Below are 21986 nucleotides of genomic sequence, written 5' to 3' on the forward strand. Positions count from 1 at the left end.
CGTCCTCCCGGTTCCTCCACTTCCTGGCCGTTTGGCGGCTGATGTTGTAGCGCTCGGCCAGGTCTGCCAGGCTGGATTCGGACTCTCGAATCTCTGTGCGGGTCAGAGGGGTGGTGCGGGCTCGGGCCTGGACTCGGCTCATGCGACTTTGACGACCGACTGCTCGGCCTTGAGGGTTCGGATCAACTCTCGCAGCACGTCCCTGGCTTGAACAAGGCCCAGCTGCGAACGGGAACATGATCACATGGGACCCAACAGCTATGGGACGATGGCGAGCCTTCTTCCCTTCGAGCAAGCCATTCTTCGCGGCATAGAGGTGGGTCTGCCAGTCGAGTTGCGCATCAAGTATTCCGAGCAGCTTGCCCACATCAACAAGGTCCAGCGGCTGTTGGACTGGAACGAAATCGAGTTCTACCGCATGCGTTGGTTCAAGGTTCGCTGGCCAAGCGAAGCCCGTGTTTGAAAGCCGCGCCGAGTTAGAACTGGGATCAGGAACGCTTCAGGCCTCGGGCGCAGTAGCAGACGTGAAAGTCTGGTCGGTGGGAGGGCATGTGTTCAGCATCGCGTCCAGGACTCCTCTCAGGCCGTTTCGCAGTGCGGGCGACGCGTCGTTTGTCTTGCACGCCTCGGCTCAACCTTTCGCTCCAGCGGACGGCTCCGACGTCGGCTGACGCTTCGTCGTTGAGCCGCAAGCAGCCGCAGATCGCTGCCACACAGCATGAGCGCTACTGCTTTGAACGCACGCAGGTTTGCCCGCTCGAAGTGACGTTCTCGGCCTTCATTCGATCCGCCGGATAAGCCCACAGCACGGCGTCGGGCCCTGAACGGCTTACCCCACTGCTCAGCGCCCAGCCTCGATCAGGTCCGCCAGCTTCTCGGCCGTGCCCGTGGCAGTCTCGCCGCGATGCCGGTCGGCTACCGCACGGGCCGCCGCCGCGATCCGCGTGTCGGACAGCAGCTGGCCGATCAGGTGCCGCCAGTCGGTTGCCGTGGCGCCGGGCGGCACAGCCAGCCCGAGGCCTTGCGTGGCCAGCCGCCTTCCCGTCATCAGTTGCTCCATGTGGGTGGCCACGGCCAACTGCGGCTTGCCCGCCAGCAGCGCGGCCGTGGCGGTGCCCAGGCCGCCGTGCGAGACCACCAGGTCAGCCTCTGCCAGCGCCGGGTCCAGCCGCACGGGCTGCGTCTCGAAGCGCAGCTGCGGCCCGCCGAGCCGCTGCGCGCCGGCCGGCGACAGGCCCTTGGCGTGCACCAGCGCACGCACGCCCAGTTCGCGCAGGGCCTGCATCAGTCGCGCGAATTCGGTGTGCGCCGGGTTCAGGTAGGCGAACACCTTGGGGCCGACACTGCCCGGCCAGACCGGTTCGATGCCGCTGTCGCCGACATAGGTGGGGCCGCAGAACGGCATGTCCGGGCCGTAGCCGTCGTAGTGGGCCAGCTCTGGCAGCGAGGCGATGGCCTGGTGGCAGCCGTCGAACAGATCGGTCAGGCGGGCCAGCGGTGCCAGGCCGTGCAGGGCCAGGGCCTGGTTGGCGGCGGGCAGCAGCGTGGCGTCGTCGGTGGCGCTGCGCGAGCCGCTGCACGGCTCCCAATGCGCCATGGGCGGAAAGTGCGCGCCGCGCGGCGGCACCTCGAAGCTGGTGCCAATGGTCCAGACGCTCATGCCCAGCCCGCGTGACGCGAGCAGCGCGGTGGGCGCGTGGTCGCAGATCAGCACGTCGGGCTGCAGCACCTCGTACCAGCGCCGCCAGCCGCTGATGAGACCGGCCAGACCGGGCGCGTCCAGCCAGCCGGCGGCGGCCAGCACGGTGGTGTAGTTGCTCAGCGGCGGCGGATTGGCCAGCTTGGGCAGCCACACCGGTGCCTGCCCGATGGCAAACCCCTCGGCGGCGATGCGCGCATGCGCACGCGACAGGTCGCGCAGCACGAAGCTGACCTCGTGGCCCCGCGAACGCAGCGCCCGGGCCGTTAGCAGCAGGCGGTCGATGTGGCCCATGTTGGCGCCCATCTCCCAGGCCATCAGGATGCGGGACATAGGTGGTGTCGACAGATTTGAGAAATTTTGAATTAGGGGGGTGCAAGAAAATTTCTAAGTGACTGCTGCGTATGGATATTTTTCTGTGGCATCAAGTTTGCATTCGGTGCGCGCGATTTTCACTGGAGAGTTTTCGCATGATCTTGCCCCAATCCCGCCTGTCGCGGATGACCCTGGCCGCGCTGGCCACGCTGCTGGGCAGCGTTGCCATCGCCCACGCCGAACCCGTCATCGGCGCGTCCAGCGCCGCTGCCGTCGCCAGCGGCAACGGCACGACGTACACCTCCGAGTTCCCGTCGACGGCGCCGTTCTCGTATGTGAACAGCAGCACCAGCGCCAGCGATGCATCGGGCTGGACGTCCGGCTACGCATTCGCCCACAGCGGTGGCGCCTACGCCGTCCATTCCAACGTGAACGGCACCGGCACCGGCTCCAGCAGCGCCCAGTTCGTCAACCGCTTCCAGAACCTGAGCGGCGTGGCCCAGCACTACACGTTGAGCTTCCACATCTACGGCGGCTCGATCTCGGCCTTCTCCAACGGCTATCGCGACCTGACGACCGGCGAATCGCTGACGTCCGCCTACGCGGCCTCGGTTCAGGTCAGCCTGGACGGCACGACCTGGATCACCAAGTTCAGCTCCGGCGCTGCCATTACCACCACCGCCGCCGGCACCACCGCCACGCGCACCGGCACCGTGCTGACCAATGCAGACGACCTGACGGCTGGCGTGCAGGACGGCAGCTACAGCTGGAACAACGACTACTACACGGTCGACCTGGGCGTGGTTGAGGCGGGCGCCTTCTTCGATGTGCAGTCGGTCGTGGGCACGAGTTCGGGCGCGAACGTCGGCGTCTACAGCTTCACGGAAGACTGTGGCGGCTATGGTTACGGCGGCTACGGTGAATACGCCACCCGCAGCGCGGTTGCCAGCGATGCCACCTGCGAGCGCACCGTCGCGGTGGGCTATGCGGGTTCCTTCTACGGCGACCCCATGGACGTCTGGGGCTCGCCCTCGACGCCGGTCGACGCAGACGGCTTCGTGCTGACCGCGAACGCCGCGGCGCAAGACCTGCCCGAGCCGGCCAGCCTCGCGCTGGTGGGCCTGGCGGTGGGCGCCGCGGGTCTGGCGCGTCGCAAGCGCCGGCAGGGCAACGGCGAGTGATCGCAACCGTTTGATCGACCCTCGCGGTCGATGACAAGGCGCCTGGGGGCGCCTTTTTCGGTTCAGCGGCGCAGTGCGGCGATCAGCGGCCCGTAGCAGGCGGCGGCGCTGAACTGGTCGGCGGCTAGGGCCCGGGCGGTCTGCGCGAGCCGTTCTCGCGCCGGCAGGTCGTCGGCCAGCTGCACCACCACGTCCACCCACGCCGCCGGCGTATCCGCGACCGCGAAGGCCCGGCCGGCGTGGGCTTCCAGGCTGCGCGCGCCGTGGGCCGTCGTGATGAGCGGGCGGCCATGGGCCAGCGCCTCCACCGTCTTGATCTTGAGCCCGCCGCCGCAGCGTACGGGGTTGATACACAGGTCGGCGCGCGCATAGGCGGCGGTCAGGTCGGGCACCTGGCCGTGCACCAGCAACCCCTCGCCCTGGTCCGACGCCAGCCCCAGGCCGGGGCCCACGCTGCCCACCACGTCCAGCGTCAGCCTGTCGTCCCAGTCCCGCAGGTGCGGCCAGACCTCGCCGAGGAACCAGGTCAGGCCCTCGCGATTGGGTGGGTAGTCGCCGGCCACCAGCAGCAGCCGCTCGGCCTCGGGGCGGTGCGGGCTGCTGTGAAGCGGCTGCGCATGCGGCGCCAGCACCACCTTGTCTGCGCCCAGCCAGCCGGCGTACACGGCGGCATCGGGCGCGCAGATGGCGATGACGCTGTCGTACGCGGCCAGCAGCCCGCGCTCCTGCGCGGCGCTGATGACCGGCCCCGGCAGCAGGCCGCGCTGGGCGAGCATCGCGTCGTGCTGGCTGGCCACCGCGTGCGTGTCGATCAGGCGCATGACGCCCGGCGGCACGGCGGGCAGCATCCAGCTCAGCTGCATGAACTCGATGATGCAGGCGTCCTGCGCATGGGCGGCGAAAAAGCCGTTCAGGCGGGCCAGGGCCAAGTCCCTGGGGCCGTCCGGCGGCGGCCGCAGGCTGGCCAGGCGGGCCTGCGGCGCGGTGGCCGCCAGGTGGGCTGCGGCGGCCGGCGGGGCCGGCGTGGGCAGCAGCACGGTCAGCGCCACCTCGCCGGCCAGGCCGCGCACCAGGCTGTCAATGCGGGCCCGGTGCCCCGAGCCCGGCGTCCAGAAGTCGACGGTGGTGAGCAGCGTGACGCGGGTGCTCATCGCCGGGCCGCGTGCCTGTTCAGCACATCCAGGACGCGTGCGCCGAATGCAGCGTCGGCCGCGGTGCGCGCCAGGGCCGCCAGCCGCGCTGGCGTGTGGGCGTCGCCCGACTGCAGCAGCCACCACAGGAAGCGCGTCTCCCAGGCTTCGGAGAGAAACGCGCGCTCCTCGCTGCGGGCACGCGCATAGGCAACGAACAGCGCTTCGGCGGCGGCCCCCAGGTCCGGCGCCGGCGTGGGGCCGTGGCGGTCGACGAAGCGCGACAGCCAGGCCGCGTTGGGGGTGGCGTCGGGCGGCAGCCGCAGGTCCATCAGGTTCTCCTGCAGCCGCGTGGCGCCGCCGAGCTACACCAGGTAGTGCGCCAGCAGCCAGCCGGCCAGCCGAGGCGGCAGCGGCAGGCTGTCGGCGCCGAAGAAGGCGTCCAGGATGGGCGTGCGGCGGATCAGCAGGCTGGGCAGCGGCGCCAGCGGCCAGTCGCGCAGCGTGTGCGCGAACGCCGGCAGCGCGCCGCCGCCCCAGCCCGTCGCCGTGGCGAGGATGCCGCCGTGCATCAGGGTGCCGTCGGCGTGCAGCAGGCGCAGGTCGCTGGCCGTGAACATCGGCAGGCTGCCGTGGCGGTGGGCGTGCAGGTGGCGGGCGCCGAACAGCGGGTCGGGCCGGTCGCCGGCGTCCAGAAAGCACAGGTAGCCGCCGCGCGCTGCGGCGTGGCCGGCGCGCAGGCGGGCGTAGGTGTCGGCGCCTTCGGGGACAGCCACGGGCGTGCCGGGTCAGTCAGGGGGTAGGGCGGCGAGGGTGGCAGCGTCGCCCACCCACAGCAGTTCGTGGCGGCAGTCGCGCAGCCGCGCGGCTGCGTCCGCGGTGGCCTGCATCCAGTCGGGCGGCGCGCCCTGCGCGTCGACCACCAGGCTGATCAGCGGCTGCGGCCGGGAACGATCGGCCGACACGGTGCGGTAAGCGTGCTCCAGCCGCGCCAGGTAGCCCCAGCGTTCGGCGCGCTCGTCGGCGCTGAACGGCAGCGTGTCGACCAGCAGTTCCAGCAGCCGCAGCTGGCGCGCGCGGCTGTCGTTCCAGCGCGCCTTGGCGACGTATCGGCCGGCCACGATGCTGGCGTTGTCGTTCCTACCGTGCACCACGTAGCCGGTGAGGCAGCGACGCAGGTAGTGCACCTCGCCGGCCAGCAGCATGGCGGTGTGGCCCAGGATGGCATCGGCAAACATCCGCCACTCGTGCAGCGGCAGCAGCGCCATCACGCGCGCCAGCAGTGGCCGGCCGAACACCATGCCGGAGGTCGACGCGAACGGGAACTCGTGGTGCACCGCACTCAGCGTCAGGTGCGGGCCGAAGCGGTGCTGGCCGATCTGGTCGAACCAGGTGGCGGCAATAGGTGCGCCGTCGACGCCGTCCAAGATTTGCAGGTCGTGACACAGGAACAGCTGCTCGGGCGTGGCGCCGAGTGTGTCGAGGTGCGCGGCGACCGCGGCGAGCCGGTCCGGCAGGCAGTGGTCGTCGGCGTCGAGCAGACAGATGTAGTCGCCTTGCGCCACCGCCACGCCGGCGGCGAATGCGGCGGTCTGGCCGCGGTTGTCCTGCAGCACCAGCCGCACACCTGGCGTGTCGCACCAGGCGGCCAGGCGCTCGCGCGAGTCGTCGGTGGAGCCGTCATCGACGACGACCACCTCGCGCAGCTCCGCCGGGTACTGCTGGCCCAGCACGCTGTCGATGGCCCGGCCCACCAGCGCCGCATGGTTGTAGTTGGCAACGACGACGCTGAAGCGGGGCAGGGGCGCGGACATGGGGCGGTCTCGGGCGGCAAAGGCCCGGATCGTAGGGTGGGAGGCAGCGCGCGCAGCGGCGCTTGCAAACAAGGCGCAAAGAAGGCGCCCCGCCGGCCGGAGCCGTCGGGGCGAATGGCGCTTCACGCCGCCCGGGACGCACCCGATGGGGTGCATGGGGCTGCGGCGTGCATCACAGCGCAGGCGGCCAGTCTGGCGACATCCGGGGCGGAGGACGCAATGCAGGCCTGATGGGCGTCGCGGACGGCTCGCGTGCCGTCTCGCCAGGGGCCGCAACGTTGCCGGGGGCCATGCACTGGTGACGGGATGGATCATCGGCGCCAAGACCCGTGAACAAAGCCGCGATCAAGCGGCGCGGACCCGGCCTATTCGCGCCAGCCCCTCCAACGCGATGAAGGCCACCAAGCTCCAGCCAAACACCGGCATCGCCCAGCCGAGCGCAGCCATCAGCGGCCACAGCCACAGCGGTACCGCCTTCAGCGTGCGCGCCGGCAGCGTTGGCGCCGCGACCTTGCCGCGCGGCCGGCGCTGCCACCACATGACGAAGCCCGACACCACAGAGAACACCGCCGCCAGTGCGGCCAGTGCCAGCAGCACCTGGTTCCACACACCGAACTCGCCGCGGTGGAAGGGGATGCCCACCGCCGTGGCCTGGGCCAGCGCGGGCAGGCGCTCCCAGCCGCCGGCAAACAGCGTGGCGCCGCTGCGCGCATCCAGCACCAGGCTGAAGCGGCCGGTGGGCTGGCTGCGGTCGAAGTTCTCGATGCGCCACACGCCGCGCTCGCCGGCTGGTGGCGTGAGCTGCATGGCGATGTCGGGCGCGCGGCTGCGCGCTTTCTCGTAGGCGGCCTCCCAGCTCAGCGGCGGTGCTTCGGTGGCTGTGGACTGCAAGCCCTTGGGCGCGCGAGGCGCGTCCTGCGCGAGGGCGCGCTGCATGTCGCGAAAGCGCTTGCCGCTGTGTTCGGCCCATGTCAGCCCGGTGACCAGCACGACGGCCAGCACCAGGCCCAGCGCGATGGCCACCACCGCATGCAGGTCGCGCCACGTCGCCCGGCCGCGCCCCCAGCGGGGCACGAGCGCACGCCAGCCGTCGCCGCCCCGGGCCTGCGAGCGCGGCCACCACATGACCAGGCCGGTGGCGAACAGCACCAGCATCCAGCTGGCGCCCAGCTCGATGAGCCAGCGCCAGCCGTCGCCCTGCAAGGCCGTGGAATGCAGCTTCTTGGCCCAGGTCTTGAAGCGCTCCATCTCCTGCAGCTGACCCAGCACCTGACCGGTGTAGGGGTTCACGTAGACGATGCTGCCGGTGGGCAAGCCGTGGTCGTGTTCACCGCCGGCGCCGTGGTGGGCGTGCGGTGCGCGCAACCAGACCTGCGTGCTGTCGTCGGCCGCATGGGCAGGCACGACGTAGCGCAGCGCCGCGTCGGGTGCGGCGGCCAGCGCGGCCTGCACCTGCGCATCGAGCGGCAGGCGCTGTGAACTCACCGTCACCCGGTCCACGTCCGCATGCCGCCAAGCCTCGATCTGGGGCGTGAAGACGTAGAGCAGGCCGGTCAGCGCGGCGAACAAGATGATGGGCGAGCTGATCAGGCCGGCCCAGAAGTGGAGGCGCCAGAACAGCCGGTTCAGCGCCGCGGAACTCGTCGTGCTCATGAAGGTTCCTCTCAGCGCTGGAAGCGCAGTTCGGCAAACAGCGTGCGGCCCGGGTAGGGGTGGCTCTGGTAGGCCTGCTGGTCGGTCAGGTTGTTGATGCCCAGGGCCAGCTCCAGCTGGCGGCTGAACTTGTAGGCGCCGCGTACGTCGAGCTGGTTGACCTTGGAGACACCGCCGTAGACGTTGGGGTTCACGTCCAGGTTGTAGGTGTCGTTGTAGGCGCGGCCCTGATGGCGCCAGCCGGCGGCGAACAGCCATTGCGCAGCGGGCCGGTAGCTCGCCTGCACCGCGGCGCGGGTGCGCGGTACGCGCAGCCACCACTTGCCCACCATCGCCGGGTCGCGGCTGTTGGCGGTGACTTCGCTCTTGAAGGTGTAGGCCGCGCTGGCTTCCAGCGCCAAGCCCTTCAGGGCCAGGTCTTGCGCCTGCCAGGCCAGCTCGATGCCGTTCGTCTTCACGCGGTCCACGTTCTGCACGCAGGTATAGCTGCTGGCGCCGGTGGCGGTGGTCTTGCAGACGGCAGCGTCGGTGGTGGACTGGCGCAGGATGGCGTCGCGCACATCGTCCCAGTACAGCGACACGCGCAGGCGTTGGCGGTCCCAGTCCTGCTCGGCGCTCAGCTCGAAGGCATCGCCCGTCTCGGCCTTCAGCGTCGGATCGGATAGCGTCTGGCTGGTGGCGGTGACGGTGCCGTTGTACAGCTCCTCCACGTTGGGGAAGCGAACGCCGCGGCCGAGGCTGGCCTTGAGCAGCAGGCGGTCCGTCGCGGCCCAGGCCAGCGCTGCCTTGGGCGAGCTGCCGGTCAGCGTGCGGCCGTCGTAGTTGACCGTCACGCCGCCGCCCAGCTGGCGCCCGGCGAAGGCCTTGAAGCGCTCCTCGCGCCAGCCCAGCGTCAGCAGCCAGTCGTCTGTGAGGCGCCAGGCGTCCTGCACATAGACTGCCGTGACCTCGGTCTTGCCGCCGTAGAACTGCGTCTGGCTGCCGGTGTCGTTGCGCCAGTCGGCGGCCGCGTTGACGGCGTTCTCCAGCCGGTAGCCGTTGCGGTGCAGGCCCAGCGCCAGGCTGTGGCGGCCACCGCCCCAGTCACCCGCCGTGGGCGTGTAGCTGGCCTGCACCTCGGCGGTGTCCCAGCCGGTGCCGTCGCGCAGCGTCAGGCTGCCGGCGCCGCCGTTGGTTGCGACCGGGGCAGGGTTGTTGGCCTGGCGGTTGGCGTCCTTCAGCAGCCGGTAGTCCGACACCACCAACGAGCCATTCCAGCCCGGGCCGCGCTTGGTCTTGAGCGTGGCGCCCAGCTGCTGGTGTGTCTCCAGCCGGGTGTAGGGCGCAAAACCGCTTGGCGGGATGCTGAAGTGGTTGGTGCCGTCGGTGACGACGCCGGACCAGACGGTGTTGCCCGCCGCATCGCGCAGCCAGCTGTCGTTACGCGTCTCGGTGTCGTTGCGCCACCAGGAGACCATTGCGCTGGCCTCCAGCGTGGGCGTGAGCATCAGGCCGCCGCGCAGGTTCAGCGTGTCCTGCACCGTGTGGTCGATGGCGCCCGAGTTGGCGCCGAAGACGGCGCGCTTGAGGCCCTTGGGGTCGGTGTCGTAGACGATGCCGGTGACGGTGGTGGCTGTGCCCGCCGCCGCAGGGAAGTTGCCGGCGGCATTCGCCACGACGGTCTGGTACTGCATGGGCTGGGAGGTGGCGTCCTGGTGGTTCAGGTCGGCACTCAGCCACAGGCCGCCGTCGAAACGGTTGGCCACGTGCAGCGAGAACTGGCCGGCGTCGAAGCGCTCGCTGCGGCCGTACTGCTTGAACTTCTGGCTGCTGGCGATGAGCCGGCCCGACAGCTCGAAGCCCTGCGGCACGCGCTGGCTCACGGCCACCGTGGTGCCGATGGAGTTGCCGGGGAACAGCGCCGAGAAGGGGCCGTAGAGCAGGTCCACGCGAGCGATGGCCTCGGGCGAGATCATGTTCCAGCGCGGCGCGTCGAAGCGACCCAGGAAGTTGCTGATCAGGTAGCCGTCCAGGTAGACCAGCGCGCGGGACGGCTGCAGCGTGCCGAAACTGCGGCCGGCCAGCAGCGCGTTGCGGTCGCCCAGGTAGCGCTTGCGCACCGTGGTGCCGGGCGCGTAGTTCAGCGCGTCTTCGGGGTTGAACAGGTTTTGCTCGCGCAGCTGCTCGGCCGTCTTGCTGGCGGTGGTGCCGGGCACGGCTGCGGGCAGGCCAGTCTTGCTGGCGGTGCCGTTGACGGTTACGGGGGCGAGCTGGGCATCGGTGGCGACGCCCTGGGCGTGCGCGTTGATGCATGCGAGGCAGGCGAGGCAGGCGAGCGCCAGCCCCGTGAGGGTGTGTTGGGTCATGGAAACAGCAGTGATCGGAGTCAGGCCCCAGCCGGTGCGGCATGGGGCGGCGCCCGGGGCCGTCAGGCCGCCGGGTCGGGCGTCTTGCTCAGATCAATGCAGGAGGGGCGCGTGCGCTGGCGGGGCGCCAGGCGTGCGCGGTGACCGGGGCGGTCCAGAACCGCTCGGGGGCCTCGAAGCCCAGCTCGGTGCGCAGCGGCTGCAGCTGCGGCGAGGGCGGCGGTGCGAGGTCGGCAGCGGCCAGGTGGCAGGCCGGGCAGTGGCCCTTGGCCAGCAGGTCCAGCGCGGCCTCGATGGGTGGGGGCTGGTCGGCGGCACGGCTGGCTCTCGGTGCGCGGCAGATGTCCTGCCAGGCCGAGAAGTCGCCGCGCGCATGCGACAGCGCGGCGCTGATGCCCGGCGCCAGCATGCCCAGCACAAGCACGGCCAGCCACCACCAGGATTGGCGGCGCGCGCGGGCGTGGGTCAGTGTGGGCATGGGCGAGGCATTCTAGGAGCGCCAGAGCCGCGGCCCGGGCCGCCTAAGATCTGCTCAAGCTGGCACGCACCGGCTGAGGGAGCTTGGATGGACACCGAACTGCATCGCCGTGGACTGCTGGCCTGGCTTGGATCGACGGTCTTGGTGGCCAGTGCCGGCGCGCGCGCCGAAGAGGCCGATCCGCCGCTGCTGCAGCAGGCCGCGCCCGAGACGCCGCTGGGCCAGACACTGGACGGCAAGACCGTGCGGCTGAGCGACTTCGCGGGCAAGCCGGTCATCGTGTTCTTCTGGGCGTCTTGGTGCCCGTACTGCCGCAACGAGCTGCCCGTGCTGGAAAACCTGCAGACCAAGACGGGTGAGCGTCTGCCCATCATTGCGGTCAATGTCGAAGAGCGCGACGTCTTCAGGAAACTGCAGCGTGCGCTGGCGGGCAAGACGAAGCTGACGCACACGTACGACCCCGGCGACGCCAGCGCCCAGGCCTTCCAGAAACCCAGCTCACTGCCCTACACGGTGGTGCTGCGTGCCGACGGCTCAGTGGCAGCGCGGCAGCGTGGCTGGGGTGAGGACAGCGTTCAGGTTCTGGTGAAACACGTCAACGCGGTGCTGGCGGACGCGGCAAGGACGGCGGCCAGCGCGCCCGCGGGCTGACGTGATGGTGCAGCGGCCGATCCGGCCACTGCGCCACGGGTCAGGGCTTGAGCAGGTCCGCCAGCGTGCGGGCGATGACCTGCGTGGCGCGCTTCAGGTCGTCCAGCACCAGGTGCTCGTCGGCGCGCTTGGCATTGCTCTCCAATACCGTGCGCGGCCCGGCGCCGTAGATGGCGGCCGGTACGCCGTGCGCGGTGTACAGCCGCACATCGGTGTACAGCGGCGTGCCGGACGTCGGGATGGGCTCGCCGAACACGTCCTCGGCATGCTTCTGCAAGGCCGAGATCAGGCGCTCCGCGCCGGGCAGTGGCTGCATGGAGTGAGCAAGCAACAGGCGCTTGATGTCCAGCGTCACGCCGGGGCTCTGCGCCACGGCCGCGTCGATCAACGCGCGCAGCTCGGCCTCGACCTGGGTGGCGTCCTCCTCCGGGATCATGCGGCGGTCCAGCTTCATCACCACCTTGCCTGGCACGACGTTGGTGTTGCTGCCGCCCTCGATGCGGCCCACATTCAGGTAGGGGTGGGTGATGCCCGGCACGGCGGACAGCCGCGTCTTCAGCACGTCGTTGTGCGCGTAGAGCGCGGTCAGCATCTTGTTGGCGGCCTGTAGCGCGTCGATGCCCGTGCTCGGGTAGGCCGCATGCGAGGCCAGGCCGTTCAGCGTGACCTCCAGCTGCAGGCAGCCGTTGTGCGCGGTGACGACCTGGTAGCTGAAGCCCGCGGCGATCAGGAACTTGGGCCGCGTGATGGCCTCGCGCAGCAGCCAGCCCGGGCCCAGCTCGCCGCCGAACTCCTCGTCGTAGGTGAAGTGCAGCTCGACGGCGCCCTTCAGCGGCAGACCGGAATTCTTCAAGGCCAGCAGCGCGAAGGTGTAGGTCGCGAAGTCGCTTTTGCTGACCGCGGCGGCACGGCCGTAGAGCTTGCCGTCCACGATCTCGGCGCCGTAGGGGTCATGCGTCCAGCCGTCGCCGGGCGGCACCACGTCGCCATGCGCATTCAGCGCGACGGTGGGGCCATAGGTGGAGAAGCGGTGCCGCACGACCAAGTTGGTCACCGACTGCATGCCTGCCGCCTGTACCGCCCACAGCGGCGCCGGGTGCTTCTCGACCGTGAAGCCGAGCTCCTTCAGCAGCTCCGCCGTGCGGTCCGCATGCGGCGCGTTGTTGCCGGGCGGGGTGTCGGTGGGGATGCGGACGAGTTGCTGGAGGAAGCGGACTTCGTCGTTGAAGTTGTTCGCGATCCAGGTGTCGGTGGTGCTCATGTGATCTGCTTGGCGATGAGAAAGACGCGAGTGCCTGGAGGCACTTGTTCCTTCTGTACGGATTTGGGGAGTGTCAATGGCACCGTTCTAAGGTGCGCGCGTTTGTGCGGCGGATGGATACCAAGCCCGCGACTTGCGTGTCCATTTGATTTCCATTCGGTAGCTCCAATCTCAGCGCATCACCGGGGCGTACATCGATACCGAAATCCATCGATGGCCCAGGAACCAGCGTGCAGCCAATGCCCGATAGCTGGAATGCATCCTCGACAACGAAGAGCAGTGTCGATTCCATCAGATGATTGCTAAGAGCTTCTCAAATGCGCGTACCGCCAGCTCCGCGTCGTCCATCGTCACCGACTCCAGCGGGTTGTGGCTGATGCCGCCATTGCCGCCGCGCACGAACAGCATGGCCTGGGGCAGCAGCTCGTGCATCTTCATCGCGTCGTGCCCGGCGCCCGAGGGCAGGCGGTGGATCGGCAGGCCCAGCTGGGTGACGGCGGCCTCCCAGCGCGATTGCCACGCTGCATCGCTGGGCGCGGCGTTGGCGGCCAGCGTGGGCGCCAGCGTGAAGCTCAGGCCGCGTCGCGCGCAGATCTCCTGCAGCGTGGTGCGCACATCCAGGTCCAGCAGGTCGCGCGCCGTGTCGGTGGTCGCGCGCAGGTCCAGGCTGAAACGGCAGCGGCCGGGGATGACGTTGGTGGAGCCCGACGGCACCTCGAGCATGCCCACAGTGCCCACCACCTCGGGCACGGCGGCGGCGCGCTGCTCGACGAACAGGATCAGCTCGGCCACGGCCGCCGCGGCGTCGCGCCGCTGGCCCATGGGCGTTGTGCCCGCATGGCTGGCCAGTCCGATGACCTCGCCGGTGTAACGGCGGCTGCCGTTGATGCTGGTGACGATGCCCAGCGGCAGGTCCAGGCTGTCCAGCACCGGACCTTGCTCGATGTGAACCTCGACGAAGCCGAGGTAGCGCGACGGGTCGCGCTGGCAGGCCGCTATTGCCGCCACCGTGCCCGGCAGGCCGGCGGCCTGCATCGCGTCGCGCAGCGTGGTGCCAGCGGCATCGGTCTTGTCCAGCCAGGCTGGATCGAACGTGCCGACGAGTGAGCTGGCCGACAGGAAGTCGGCCGGGAAGCGCTGGCATTCCTCCTCCGAGAAGCCCACCACCTCGATGCCGAACGGCAGGCGCTGGCCTGCGCGGCTCAGCTCGCGCACGACCAGCATGGGCACGAAGATGCCCAGACGCCCGTCGAAGCGGCCGGCGCGGCGCACGGTGTCGTAGTGGCTGCCGGTCAGCAGTCGCTGCTCGCTGGTGCCGCGGTAGACACCCACGACATTGCCAACGGCGTCGCGGCTGACTTCGTCGAAGCCGCACTCATCGCGCATCCACGCCATCAGCTGTGCCGCGACGGCGGTGTGTGCAGGCGTGGCGTAAGTGCAGGTGAGGAAGTCGTCGGTGTCGCTGTGGCGCGCGAGTTCGGCCGCCCAGTCCCACAGCTGTTCTCCCAGCCGCGGCTTCACGCCGAACTTGTCGTTCAGACGGATCTCGGCGATGCGGTGGATCTGCCTTAAGCATTCGGCGCGCTCCAGGTCCGGGTGGGCGCGCAGCCGGCGCTCGAAGGTCGCGATGATTTCCTCCCGTGTGAAACCGGTGCCACGCGGGCCGCGGACCGCCAGGATGAACGGGAAGCCGAAGCGCGCGTTGTAGTGGGCGTTCAGCTGCTGCAACTTCGCAAATTCTTCCTGCGTGCAGGCCGTGAGCCCGGCCTTCTGCTGCTCGTTCGTCGATTCCGCCGTCAGCTCGCCCGCCACCGCGGCCTTGCCGGCCAGCTCGGGGTGGGCGCGAATCAGGCCCAGCTGTTCACCCAAGGTGGCCTCGCGCAAGACGTGCGCAAGCGCCACCTTCAGCGCGGCCAGCGACTTGAACGGTCGAGCTGCCGCAGCGCGCTCGGCAATCCACGGCGAGTGTTCGTAGGTGCCGTCCAGCAGCGCGACGAAGTCGGCGGCGTTGGCGTTGTTGAGTTGGTCCAGTGTCATCATTCCCACACGAAAGCGGTCTTGGCGTCGAAGGGGTGCGCGGCCTTCCAGTGCCGCGCAATGTCGAGGCGCCGGCACACCCACACGCGGCTATGTGACTCGATGTGATCGAGGAAGCGCTGCAGCGCACGCATGCGCCCCGGCCGGCCCAGCAGCCGGCAATGCATGCCGATGCTCATCATCTTGGGGCTGTCGGCACCCTCGGCGTACAGCACGTCGAACGTGTCCTTCAGGTACTCGAAGAACGGCTCGCCGTGGCTGAAGCCCTGCGGCAGCGCGAAGCGCATGTCGTTGCAGTCCAGCGTGTACGGCACGACCAGATGCGGCACTAGCTCGCCATTCGTCTTGCGCACTTGCAGCCAGAAGGGCAGGTCGTCGCCGTAGTAGTCGCTGTCATACTCGAAGCCGCCGAAGTCGGCGACAAGCCGGCGTGTGTTGGGGCTGTCGCGGCCGGTGTACCAGCCCAGGCCATGCAATCCGTCTGCAGGGCGGCCCAGCGTCAGGCGCTTCAGCGACGCCATGGCCTGCGCCATGTGGGCGCGTTCGGTGTCCTCGTCCATGCCCTGGTAGTGAATCCAGCGCCAGCCGTGCGAGGCGATCTCGTGGTTCAGTTCAACGAAGGCCTGCGTCAGGTCCGGGTGGCGTTCCAACGCCATGCCCACACCAAACACCGTCAGCGGCAGCGCGCGTTGCTCGAACTCCTTCAGCAGTCGCCACACGCCCGCGCGCGAGCCGTATTCGTAGATGCTCTCCATGCTGAGGTGGCGCGCCGCGAAGCTGGGCGGGTTGGCCATCTCCGACAGGAACTGCTCGCTGCCGGCATCGCCGTGCAGCACCGAGTTCTCGCCACCTTCCTCGTAATTCAGCACGAACTGCACGGCCACGCGGGCCTGGCCCGGCCATTGCGCATGAGGTGGGTTCTCGCCGTAGCCGATCAGGTCGCGGGGGTAGCGTGCAATGCTCATCCCTACACTTTGCATCAAGCCGCACGCGGCAAGGCTGAACGGAATCCCGATGGGCAAACTGACAACACACGTGCTCGACACCGCCAACGGCTGCCCTGCGGCCGGCATGGGCGTGCGGCTGTACCGCTTCGATGCGCAAGGGCCCCAATGGCTGCGCAGCCTGCACCTGAATGGTGACGGCCGCGCCGACGGCCCGGTGCTGGAAGGGACGGACTTCCTGGCAGGCCGCTACCGGTTGGTGTTTGAGGTGGCGGCCTATTTCCGCGACCGCGGTGAGACGCTGCCCGAGCCGCCCTTCCTGGACGAGGTGCCGCTGGATTTCGGCATTGCCGACGTGAGTTCGCACTACCACGTGCCGTTGCTGGCGTCGCCGTGGTCCTACTCGACCTATCGTGGCAGCTGAACCCAACACCCAGCGTTCACGCCGGGGTGAAGACCGGGGCGGGGGGCTCTACGCATTCGTTGATGGATTGGCGATGTTTGGCCTGTGGGGCGGTGGCGCGGTCGCTGCGGCACTCGGGCAAATCCTGTTGGCTGGCTTGCTCGCCCTGCTTGGCCTGGGCGTATTCCTGCGCTTCAAACGCCTGCGCATGAGGCGGAGGGCGCAGCATGGTTGATGCCGAATGCATGCTTGTCACAGTCGCCCGCACCAGCGGCAGCGTGCCGCGCGAGGTCGGCGCATGGATGACGGTGACGGACTATGGCCTCTCCGGCACCGTGGGCGGCGGCCATTTGGAGTTCGATGCCATCGCCCGGGCCCGTGTGGCGTTGGCCGGTGGCAAGCTGGAGCCCGAGGTGCGCTACCCGCTGGGTCCGGGTCTGGGCCAGTGCTGCGGCGGCGTGGTGTGGCTGCGCTTCGAGCGAGTCGCCGCGGGAGAGGACCTTCAAGTCAGGCTGCCCGCGGGCCCGCTGCGACCAGTCGCGCTGTTCGGTGCCGGCCATGTGGGCCTGGCCATTGCCCGCATCGCGCGCGAGTTGCCGCTGGCGCTGCACTGGGTGGACAGCCGCGCAGATCAATTCCCCCCCGAGCCACCCGCCCCCGGCTGGCGCCAGGAGGCGGCAGACCCGATTGCCGATGTGGTGCCCGACCTCGCGCCCGGTTCGGCCGTGCTCATCATGAGCTACAGCCACGCCGAGGACTTCAACCTCGTAGCGGCCTGCCTGAAGCGCCAGCGCGAGCGGCAAGACCTGGCCTTCATCGGCATGATCGGCAGCCGCACCAAGTGGGCCAGCTTCCGGCATCGCCTGGAGGCGCGCGGCTTCACCGCGGCCGAGCTGGATCAGGTGGTCTGCCCCATCGGCGTGGCGGGCGTGGCGGGCAAGCAGCCCGCCGTCATCGCAGTGGCTGTGCTAGCGCAGATCCTGGCGCTTCCGGCTGCGTGATCGTGAGACTGCGCCCGGGCAGCGCCTGCAGCCGGTTGCTGGGCAAGCCGACCTCGCGCTCGTAGTCGGCCCACGCCTTGTGCAGCTCACCCCGCTCCTTCAGCGTGCGCAAGGCCTGCGTAAGCGGCTGCACCCACGCATCGCGGGACTCGTGCACGCCGTGGAACAGCTGGGTGCGGCTCAGCGGCGTGCTCACTCGGCACAGGCTGCCGTCGCGGGTATCCACCGGCACCTCGGACATCCATGGCGTGGTGAGCACCAGCGCCACGTCGGCGGTGCCGGTGCTCACGTTCAGGAAGGCATCGCTCGGCGTGTTGGCCGGCCGGCGCGCGGCCTCTGGAACCAGGGCCTCGGCGGCCACCATGCCGCGCTGGTAGGTCACACGCTGCTGCCCCAGCTCGGCCAGCGCAAGGCTGCGCGGGCAGGGCGGCCGGGCGTAGGCGTAGACGTGCAGCTCCAGCAGCGGCACGTCCACCCGGCGCATGAAGGGCGATTGCTCGAAGAAGGCTTCCGCGCGCATGGCCACGCCGTCCAGCCGGCCGGCGCGCAGTTCCAGCTGCGTGCGTGGCAGCGGCCAGGGCCGGAACTCCACCTTAAGTCCCAGCGAGGCGTAGGCCTTGGTGAGCAGGGCTTCGGCGGGCGGAAAGTAACTGCGCTCGACGTTGGTGGCCAGGTGCACCGTGGTGGCCTCCGCGCCCAGCGCCGGCGGGGCTGCGAGCGCGGCGGCCAGGCAGAGCAGCAGGCGTCGGGCGGTTGAAACGGGCATGTGCGAATTGTGAGGCGCGCCGGGACGCTGGGGGAAGCGCCGGGCAGTGATACAACGCTCGGCGAAACATCAGGCAGGGAGAAGCGTATGCATCCAGAAGCGCGGGGGATGGCTGGTGTGCCCATGGCGACCCGGTTCGGACTGGCCTTGGGCTGGCTGACGTTGTTGGCGGTGCTGGCCTGCGGTGTGGCGCTGCAGGCGCTGGGCTCCGGTGGGGCGGGCTCGCGCGGCTTGCTGTGGGCCTTGCTGGGCGGCAGCCTGGTGTCGGGCACGGCCCTGACGGTGTGGTTGACGCGCGTCCAGCGGCGCGAGCTGGGGGGCGACCTGCACGTCGTGTCGAGCCAGATGCAGCGCATGGCCGAGGGCGACCTGACCCAGACCTGGGCGGTGGCCGCAGGCGACGACGCCAGCTTGACGGCGGGGCTGGCGCGCCTGCAGCAGCGGCTGATGGCCGCGGTGGCCCAGGTGCGCGAGGGCGCCGAGGCCGTGTCCATGGCCAGCGCCGAGATCGCCACCGGCAACATGGACCTGTCGCAGCGCACCGAGCTGCAGGCCGCTGCGCTGCAGCGCACGGCCGGTGCCATGGCCACGCTGCATCAGCAGGTGTTGCTGGGCGCCGAGCATGCGCGCGAGGCGTCCGGCGTGGCGGCCAACGCCTCGGGTGTGGCGACACACGGCGGCCAGGTGGTGGGCGAGGTGGTGAACACCATGCATGGCATCAGCACCAGTTCGGCCCGCATCGCCGAGATCATCGGCGTCATCGACAGCATTGCCTTCCAGACCAACATCCTGGCGCTCAATGCCGCGGTGGAGGCCGCACGCGCTGGCGAGCAGGGGCGCGGCTTCGCGGTGGTGGCTGGTGAGGTCCGGGCCCTTGCCCAGCGCAGCGCCCAGGCCGCGCGGGAGATCAAGCAGCTCATCACCGAGAGCGGAGAGCGCGTGCAGCAGGGCTCGCGGCAGGTGAATGGTGCGGGCCAGACCATGCAGGAGGTGGTGGCCGCCATCCAGACGGTCGACCGCATCGTCAACGGCATCAGCAGTGCCAGCGCCGAGCAGGCCCGCCATGTCAGCGACGTGAGCGAGTCCGTCACGCAGATGGACCAATCCACTCAACAGAACGCCGCGCTGGTGGAGCAGAGCGCCGCGGCTGCGGCCAGCCTGCGCGAGCAGGCGCAGCAGCTCGTGGGCGCCGTGGCTTTCTTCCGGCTGCACGCGGCGGGCAACCCGGAAGTGACCATCGCGGCGCTGCAGGCCGGCCTCGCCCAGCTCGGCGTGCCGCGACTGCAGGGAACGGAGGCGGTTGGCGACCGAAAGGTGCCCGGCCTCTATTTCGGCAGCCAGAAGTTGAACAAGCATTACGCGCTGGTGGACGAAATCAAGCGCCAGCATGGCGCCACCGCAACGATCTTCGTGAAGGCTGGCGAGGACTTTGTGCGGGTCAGCACCAACGTGCTCGCGCCCGACGGCTCGCGCGGTGTGGGCACGCCGCTGGCGCGGGCCAAGGCGTTCGAGACCGTCAGCCGGGGGCAGCCGTTCCGCGGCGAGGTGGACGTGCTGGGCACGCTTTTCGACGCGTGCTATCACCCCATCCGCGACGAGCGCGGCAGTGTGATCGGCGTAGCCTACGTGGGCTTCAAGAAAGCCTGAGGTTGCGCCGGCGGCGCAGAGAGGCCCGGCCTGCATACACTTCCGCCGGGTCGCAGCGGTGTCGGACTGGTGAGCAGTTCGCGGACGCGACGCTTGGGCTCCACAGCACCCGCCGTGGTGGAGCTGTTCAAGATCACCACCGCTCATGGAAATCTACCTGCTCGACTGGGCCAACCTGCTGCTGCGCTGGCTGCACGTCATCACTGTCATCGCCTGGATAGGCGCATCGTTCTACTTCGTCTGGCTCGACAACCACCTCGTCAAGCCGACCGCCGATGACGTCAAATCCAAGGGCGTGGACGGCGAGCTGTGGGCCGTGCACGGCGGCGGGTTTTACAACCCGCAGAAGTACCTGGTGGCGCCTTCGAACCTGCCGAAGGACTTGCACTGGTTCTACTGGGAGAGCTACTGGACCTGGATGAGTGGCTTCGCGCTGTTCGTTGTGCTGTATCTCTTCAACCCCAGCCAGATGCTCATCGACGCGCGCGTGCACGCGTGGGACGCGCCTTGGCAAGCGGTGGTGGCGGCGCTGGGCTTCCTCGTCGTGGGTTCGGCGGTGTATGACATCGCCTGCCAGACGCTGGGCCGCACGAAGGACGGCGCCATCGGCAACGACGGACGGGTGATGGCCGTGGTGGTGGCATTCGTCGTGGTGGCGAGCTGGCTGGCCTGCCAGCTGTTCGCCGGCCGCGCCGCCTTTCTCATCGTCGGCGCGATGCTGGCGACCATGATGACCGCCAACGTGGCGCACTGGATCATCCCGGGCCAGAAGAAGGTCATCGCGCAGTTGCGTGCCGGCGAGAGGCCCGACCCCATCCATGGCCAGCGCGGCAAGCAGCGCAGCGTGCACAACACCTACTTCGGCCTGCCGGTGCTGGTTGCGATGCTCAGCAACCACTACGGCATGCTGCACCAGCATTCGCACAACTGGGTCGTACTGTGCGTGCTGATGGCCGCGGCCGTGGCCATCCGCATCTTCTTCGTGAAGCGGCACAAGGGTGTCAACAGCTGGGGTGCGGTGGCGTTCGCGCTGGCGCTGCTGGGCGGCCTCATCGTCTGGATGGCGCCGAAGCCCCAGCCTGTTGTGGCGGCAGCAGCACCCGTCACGCTGGCGCAGGTGCAGGCCATCGCCGCGCAGCGCTGCCTGATGTGCCACAGCGGCGAGGCAGCGCAGAAGGGCGTGCGGCTGGATACGGCCGAGGCGCTGGCCGCGCACAAGGCGCAGATCGTGCAGCAGGTGGCCGTGCAGCGCCTGATGCCGCTGAACAACGTGACCGGCATGACCGACGACGAGCGCGCGCTGATGGCGAGGTGGGCGCAACAGCCATGACACCGGACCCGCGTGCGCTGCTGAGCCAGCTGTACGACGCGGCCGTCGCGCGGGCGCTGCCCGGTCGCATGCTCGCGCAGCATCTGCCCCCGCCCCCCGATCCGCGCAAGGGACGCACGCTCGTGCTGGGCGCCGGCAAAGCGGGTGGCGCGATGGTGCAGGCGCTGGAAGCCGCGTGGCCGGCGAATGCGCCGTTGTCGGGCCTGGTCATCACGCGCTACGGCCATGTTCCGTCGGGCGACAAGCCGCGTCGCATCGAGGTCGTCGAGGCCGCCCACCCCGTGCCCGACGCCGCCGGCCTGGCCGCCACCGAGCGGCTGCTGGCGCTGACCCGCGGCCTCACCGCTGACGACCTCGTCATCTGCCTGATCTCCGGCGGTGGTTCCGCGCTGCTGAGCCTGCCAGCGCCAGGCCTTCTGCTTTCTGACAAGCAGGCCGTCAACAGGGCGCTGCTGAACAGCGGCGCGTCCATCGGCGAGATGAACTGCCTGCGCAAGCACCTGTCCGGCATCAAGGGCGGGCGCCTTGCAGCGGCGTGCGGACCGGCGCGCGTGCTGACGCTGGCGATCAGCGACGTGCCGGGTGACGACCCCGCCATCATCGCGTCCGGCCCCACCGTAGCCGACCCGACCACGTGCGCAGACGCGCTGGCCATCGGCCGCCGCTATCGAATCGACCTGCCCGCCGCTGCGCGCGCTGGCCTGGAGTCAGGCGTGTTCGAGACGCCCAAGCCCGGCGACGCGCGGCTGGCCGGCCACGAGCTGGTCATGCTGGCCACGCCGCAGATGAGCCTGGAGGCGGCGGCGGCACTGGCGAGGGAGCAAGGCCTGGCGGCGCACATCCTCAGCGACGAGATCGAGGGCGAGTCCCGCGTCGTGGGCGGCCTGCATGCAGCGCTGGCCCGGGCCGTTGCGCGGCGTGGCCAGCCCTTTGCAAAACCTTGCGTGATCCTGTCCGGCGGCGAGACTACCGTGACGGTCGACGCTGCCAGGCGACCGGGCCAGGGTGGCCGTGCGACCGAGTTCCTGCTGGGCTGTGCAATGGCCTTGCAAGGCGAGCCGGGCGTCTGGGCGCTGGCCGCCGACACCGACGGCATCGACGGTGTGGGCCCGCACGCCGGCGCGCTGCTGACGCCCACCAGCCTGGCCCGCGCACGCGCGCTGGGCCTCAATCCGCAGGCGCTGCTGGACGCGTACGACAGCGCCAGCTTCTTCGCGCCGCTGGGCGACCTGTTGCAGCCCGGACCCAGCTTCACCAATGTCAATGATTTCCGTGCATTGCTGATCGTTTAGCTGCGGTCAAGCTCGTGGCGATGCTTCTGGCTTGGTCCT

At 69.7% G+C, this 21986-nt stretch carries 22 protein-coding genes; 8 read left to right on the forward strand and 14 right to left on the reverse strand.

Features of this window, described 5'->3' with window-relative positions:
• Window positions 1-244 precede the first annotated feature (244 nt).
• Window positions 245-463, forward strand: coding sequence for a hypothetical protein (locus ACG02S_RS24545; protein WP_394473132.1), 219 nt, complete (start codon window positions 245-247; stop codon window positions 461-463).
• Window positions 464-841: 378 nt separating this feature from the next.
• Here the strand turns inward: ACG02S_RS24545 and ACG02S_RS24550 are convergent, their stop codons facing one another.
• Window positions 842-2032 (reverse strand): glycosyltransferase, encoded by a 1191-nt coding sequence (locus tag ACG02S_RS24550; RefSeq protein ID WP_394473133.1) that lies wholly within the window; start codon window positions 2030-2032, stop codon window positions 842-844.
• A gap of 137 nt (window positions 2033-2169) precedes the next feature.
• On the opposite strand from ACG02S_RS24550, the gene ACG02S_RS24555 reads away from it, so the two are divergent.
• Window positions 2170-3195: a PEP-CTERM sorting domain-containing protein gene (locus ACG02S_RS24555; protein WP_394473134.1), complete on the forward strand. Its 1026-nt coding sequence runs from the start codon at window positions 2170-2172 to the stop codon at window positions 3193-3195.
• A 62-nt stretch (window positions 3196-3257) separates the two neighbouring features.
• On the opposite strand, the gene ACG02S_RS24560 is transcribed toward ACG02S_RS24555, so the two are convergent.
• The 7 genes from ACG02S_RS24560 to ACG02S_RS24590 all read right to left on the reverse strand — a co-directional run bounded on the left by ACG02S_RS24560 (window position 3258) and on the right by ACG02S_RS24590 (window position 10615).
• A complete protein-coding gene (locus ACG02S_RS24560; protein ID WP_394473135.1) occupies window positions 3258-4346 on the reverse strand; it encodes a glycosyltransferase in 1089 nt (362 codons plus the stop codon).
• The gene (locus tag ACG02S_RS24565; RefSeq protein WP_394473136.1) at window positions 4343-4657 is read right to left on the reverse strand and encodes a hypothetical protein; all 315 of its coding nucleotides are present in this window, start codon (window positions 4655-4657) and stop codon (window positions 4343-4345) included. The genes ACG02S_RS24560 and ACG02S_RS24565 overlap by 4 nt, the downstream gene beginning before the upstream one ends.
• A gap of 33 nt (window positions 4658-4690) precedes the next feature.
• Window positions 4691-5101, reverse strand: a complete 411-nt coding sequence (locus ACG02S_RS24570; protein ID WP_394473137.1) for a hypothetical protein — start codon at window positions 5099-5101, stop codon at window positions 4691-4693.
• Window positions 5102-5113: 12 nt separating this feature from the next.
• Window positions 5114-6139 carry a glycosyltransferase family 2 protein gene (locus tag ACG02S_RS24575; RefSeq protein WP_394473138.1) on the reverse strand — a complete coding sequence of 342 codons (1026 nt, stop codon included), beginning with the start codon at window positions 6137-6139 and terminating at the stop codon, window positions 5114-5116.
• Window positions 6140-6484: 345 nt separating this feature from the next.
• Entirely contained in the window at window positions 6485-7792 is a 1308-nt protein-coding gene (locus ACG02S_RS24580) for a PepSY-associated TM helix domain-containing protein (RefSeq protein ID WP_394473139.1), read from the reverse strand.
• An 11-nt stretch (window positions 7793-7803) separates the two neighbouring features.
• Window positions 7804-10137 carry a TonB-dependent receptor gene (locus ACG02S_RS24585; protein WP_394473140.1) on the reverse strand — a complete coding sequence of 778 codons (2334 nt, stop codon included), beginning with the start codon at window positions 10135-10137 and terminating at the stop codon, window positions 7804-7806.
• 88 nt (window positions 10138-10225) lie between these two features.
• Window positions 10226-10615 carry a DUF2946 family protein gene (locus tag ACG02S_RS24590; RefSeq protein ID WP_394473141.1) on the reverse strand — a complete coding sequence of 130 codons (390 nt, stop codon included), beginning with the start codon at window positions 10613-10615 and terminating at the stop codon, window positions 10226-10228.
• Between the two features lie 87 nt (window positions 10616-10702).
• Between ACG02S_RS24590 and ACG02S_RS24595 the strand changes: the two genes are divergently transcribed.
• Complete coding sequence (locus ACG02S_RS24595; protein ID WP_394473142.1) at window positions 10703-11266, forward strand: TlpA family protein disulfide reductase; 564 nt, start codon at window positions 10703-10705, stop codon at window positions 11264-11266.
• Between the two features lie 40 nt (window positions 11267-11306).
• Here the strand turns inward: ACG02S_RS24595 and ACG02S_RS24600 are convergent, their stop codons facing one another.
• The 4 genes from ACG02S_RS24600 to puuE form a co-directional block, all read right to left on the reverse strand.
• Complete coding sequence (locus tag ACG02S_RS24600; RefSeq protein WP_394473143.1) at window positions 11307-12527, reverse strand: M20/M25/M40 family metallo-hydrolase; 1221 nt, start codon at window positions 12525-12527, stop codon at window positions 11307-11309.
• Window positions 12528-12600: 73 nt separating this feature from the next.
• The gene (locus ACG02S_RS24605; RefSeq protein ID WP_394473144.1) at window positions 12601-12819 is read right to left on the reverse strand and encodes a hypothetical protein; all 219 of its coding nucleotides are present in this window, start codon (window positions 12817-12819) and stop codon (window positions 12601-12603) included.
• Window positions 12819-14567 carry a 2-oxo-4-hydroxy-4-carboxy-5-ureidoimidazoline decarboxylase gene (gene uraD / locus ACG02S_RS24610; RefSeq protein ID WP_394473145.1) on the reverse strand — a complete coding sequence of 583 codons (1749 nt, stop codon included), beginning with the start codon at window positions 14565-14567 and terminating at the stop codon, window positions 12819-12821. Before uraD ends, ACG02S_RS24605 begins: the two co-directional genes overlap by 1 nt.
• Window positions 14564-15529, reverse strand: a complete 966-nt coding sequence (puuE, locus tag ACG02S_RS24615) for an allantoinase PuuE (protein WP_394473146.1) — start codon at window positions 15527-15529, stop codon at window positions 14564-14566. The genes uraD and puuE overlap by 4 nt, the downstream gene beginning before the upstream one ends.
• A 49-nt stretch (window positions 15530-15578) precedes the next feature.
• Here puuE and uraH point away from each other — a divergent pair, with 49 nt between their 5' ends.
• On the forward strand, window positions 15579-15932 hold the full coding sequence (gene uraH / locus ACG02S_RS24620) for a hydroxyisourate hydrolase (RefSeq protein WP_394473147.1): 354 nt from the start codon (window positions 15579-15581) through the stop codon (window positions 15930-15932).
• A 16-nt stretch (window positions 15933-15948) separates the two neighbouring features.
• On the opposite strand, the gene ACG02S_RS24625 is transcribed toward uraH, so the two are convergent.
• The gene (locus tag ACG02S_RS24625) at window positions 15949-16140 is read right to left on the reverse strand and encodes a hypothetical protein (RefSeq protein ID WP_394473148.1); all 192 of its coding nucleotides are present in this window, start codon (window positions 16138-16140) and stop codon (window positions 15949-15951) included.
• A gap of 16 nt (window positions 16141-16156) precedes the next feature.
• Between ACG02S_RS24625 and xdhC the strand changes: the two genes are divergently transcribed.
• Window positions 16157-16912, forward strand: a complete 756-nt coding sequence (gene xdhC, locus ACG02S_RS24630; protein ID WP_394473149.1) for a xanthine dehydrogenase accessory protein XdhC — start codon at window positions 16157-16159, stop codon at window positions 16910-16912.
• Here the strand turns inward: xdhC and ACG02S_RS24635 are convergent.
• Window positions 16863-17678, reverse strand: a complete 816-nt coding sequence (locus ACG02S_RS24635; protein ID WP_394473150.1) for a substrate-binding periplasmic protein — start codon at window positions 17676-17678, stop codon at window positions 16863-16865. The two genes, xdhC and ACG02S_RS24635, sit on opposite strands and share 50 nt — an antisense overlap.
• Window positions 17679-17801: 123 nt before the next feature.
• Between ACG02S_RS24635 and ACG02S_RS24640 the strand changes: the two genes are divergently transcribed.
• The 3 genes from ACG02S_RS24640 (at window position 17802) to ACG02S_RS24650 (ending at window position 21947) form a co-directional block, all read left to right on the forward strand.
• Window positions 17802-19325 carry a methyl-accepting chemotaxis protein gene (locus ACG02S_RS24640; RefSeq protein WP_394473151.1) on the forward strand — a complete coding sequence of 508 codons (1524 nt, stop codon included), beginning with the start codon at window positions 17802-17804 and terminating at the stop codon, window positions 19323-19325.
• A gap of 145 nt (window positions 19326-19470) precedes the next feature.
• The gene (locus tag ACG02S_RS24645) at window positions 19471-20655 is read left to right on the forward strand and encodes a urate hydroxylase PuuD (RefSeq protein ID WP_394473152.1); all 1185 of its coding nucleotides are present in this window, start codon (window positions 19471-19473) and stop codon (window positions 20653-20655) included.
• A complete protein-coding gene (locus ACG02S_RS24650) occupies window positions 20652-21947 on the forward strand; it encodes a glycerate kinase type-2 family protein (RefSeq protein WP_394473153.1) in 1296 nt (431 codons plus the stop codon). The genes ACG02S_RS24645 and ACG02S_RS24650 overlap by 4 nt, the downstream gene beginning before the upstream one ends.
• Window positions 21948-21986: the final 39 nt, after the last annotated feature.

Source organism: Pelomonas dachongensis, from assembly GCF_043555865.1.
Classification (GTDB): domain Bacteria; phylum Pseudomonadota; class Gammaproteobacteria; order Burkholderiales; family Burkholderiaceae_C; genus Pelomonas; species Pelomonas dachongensis.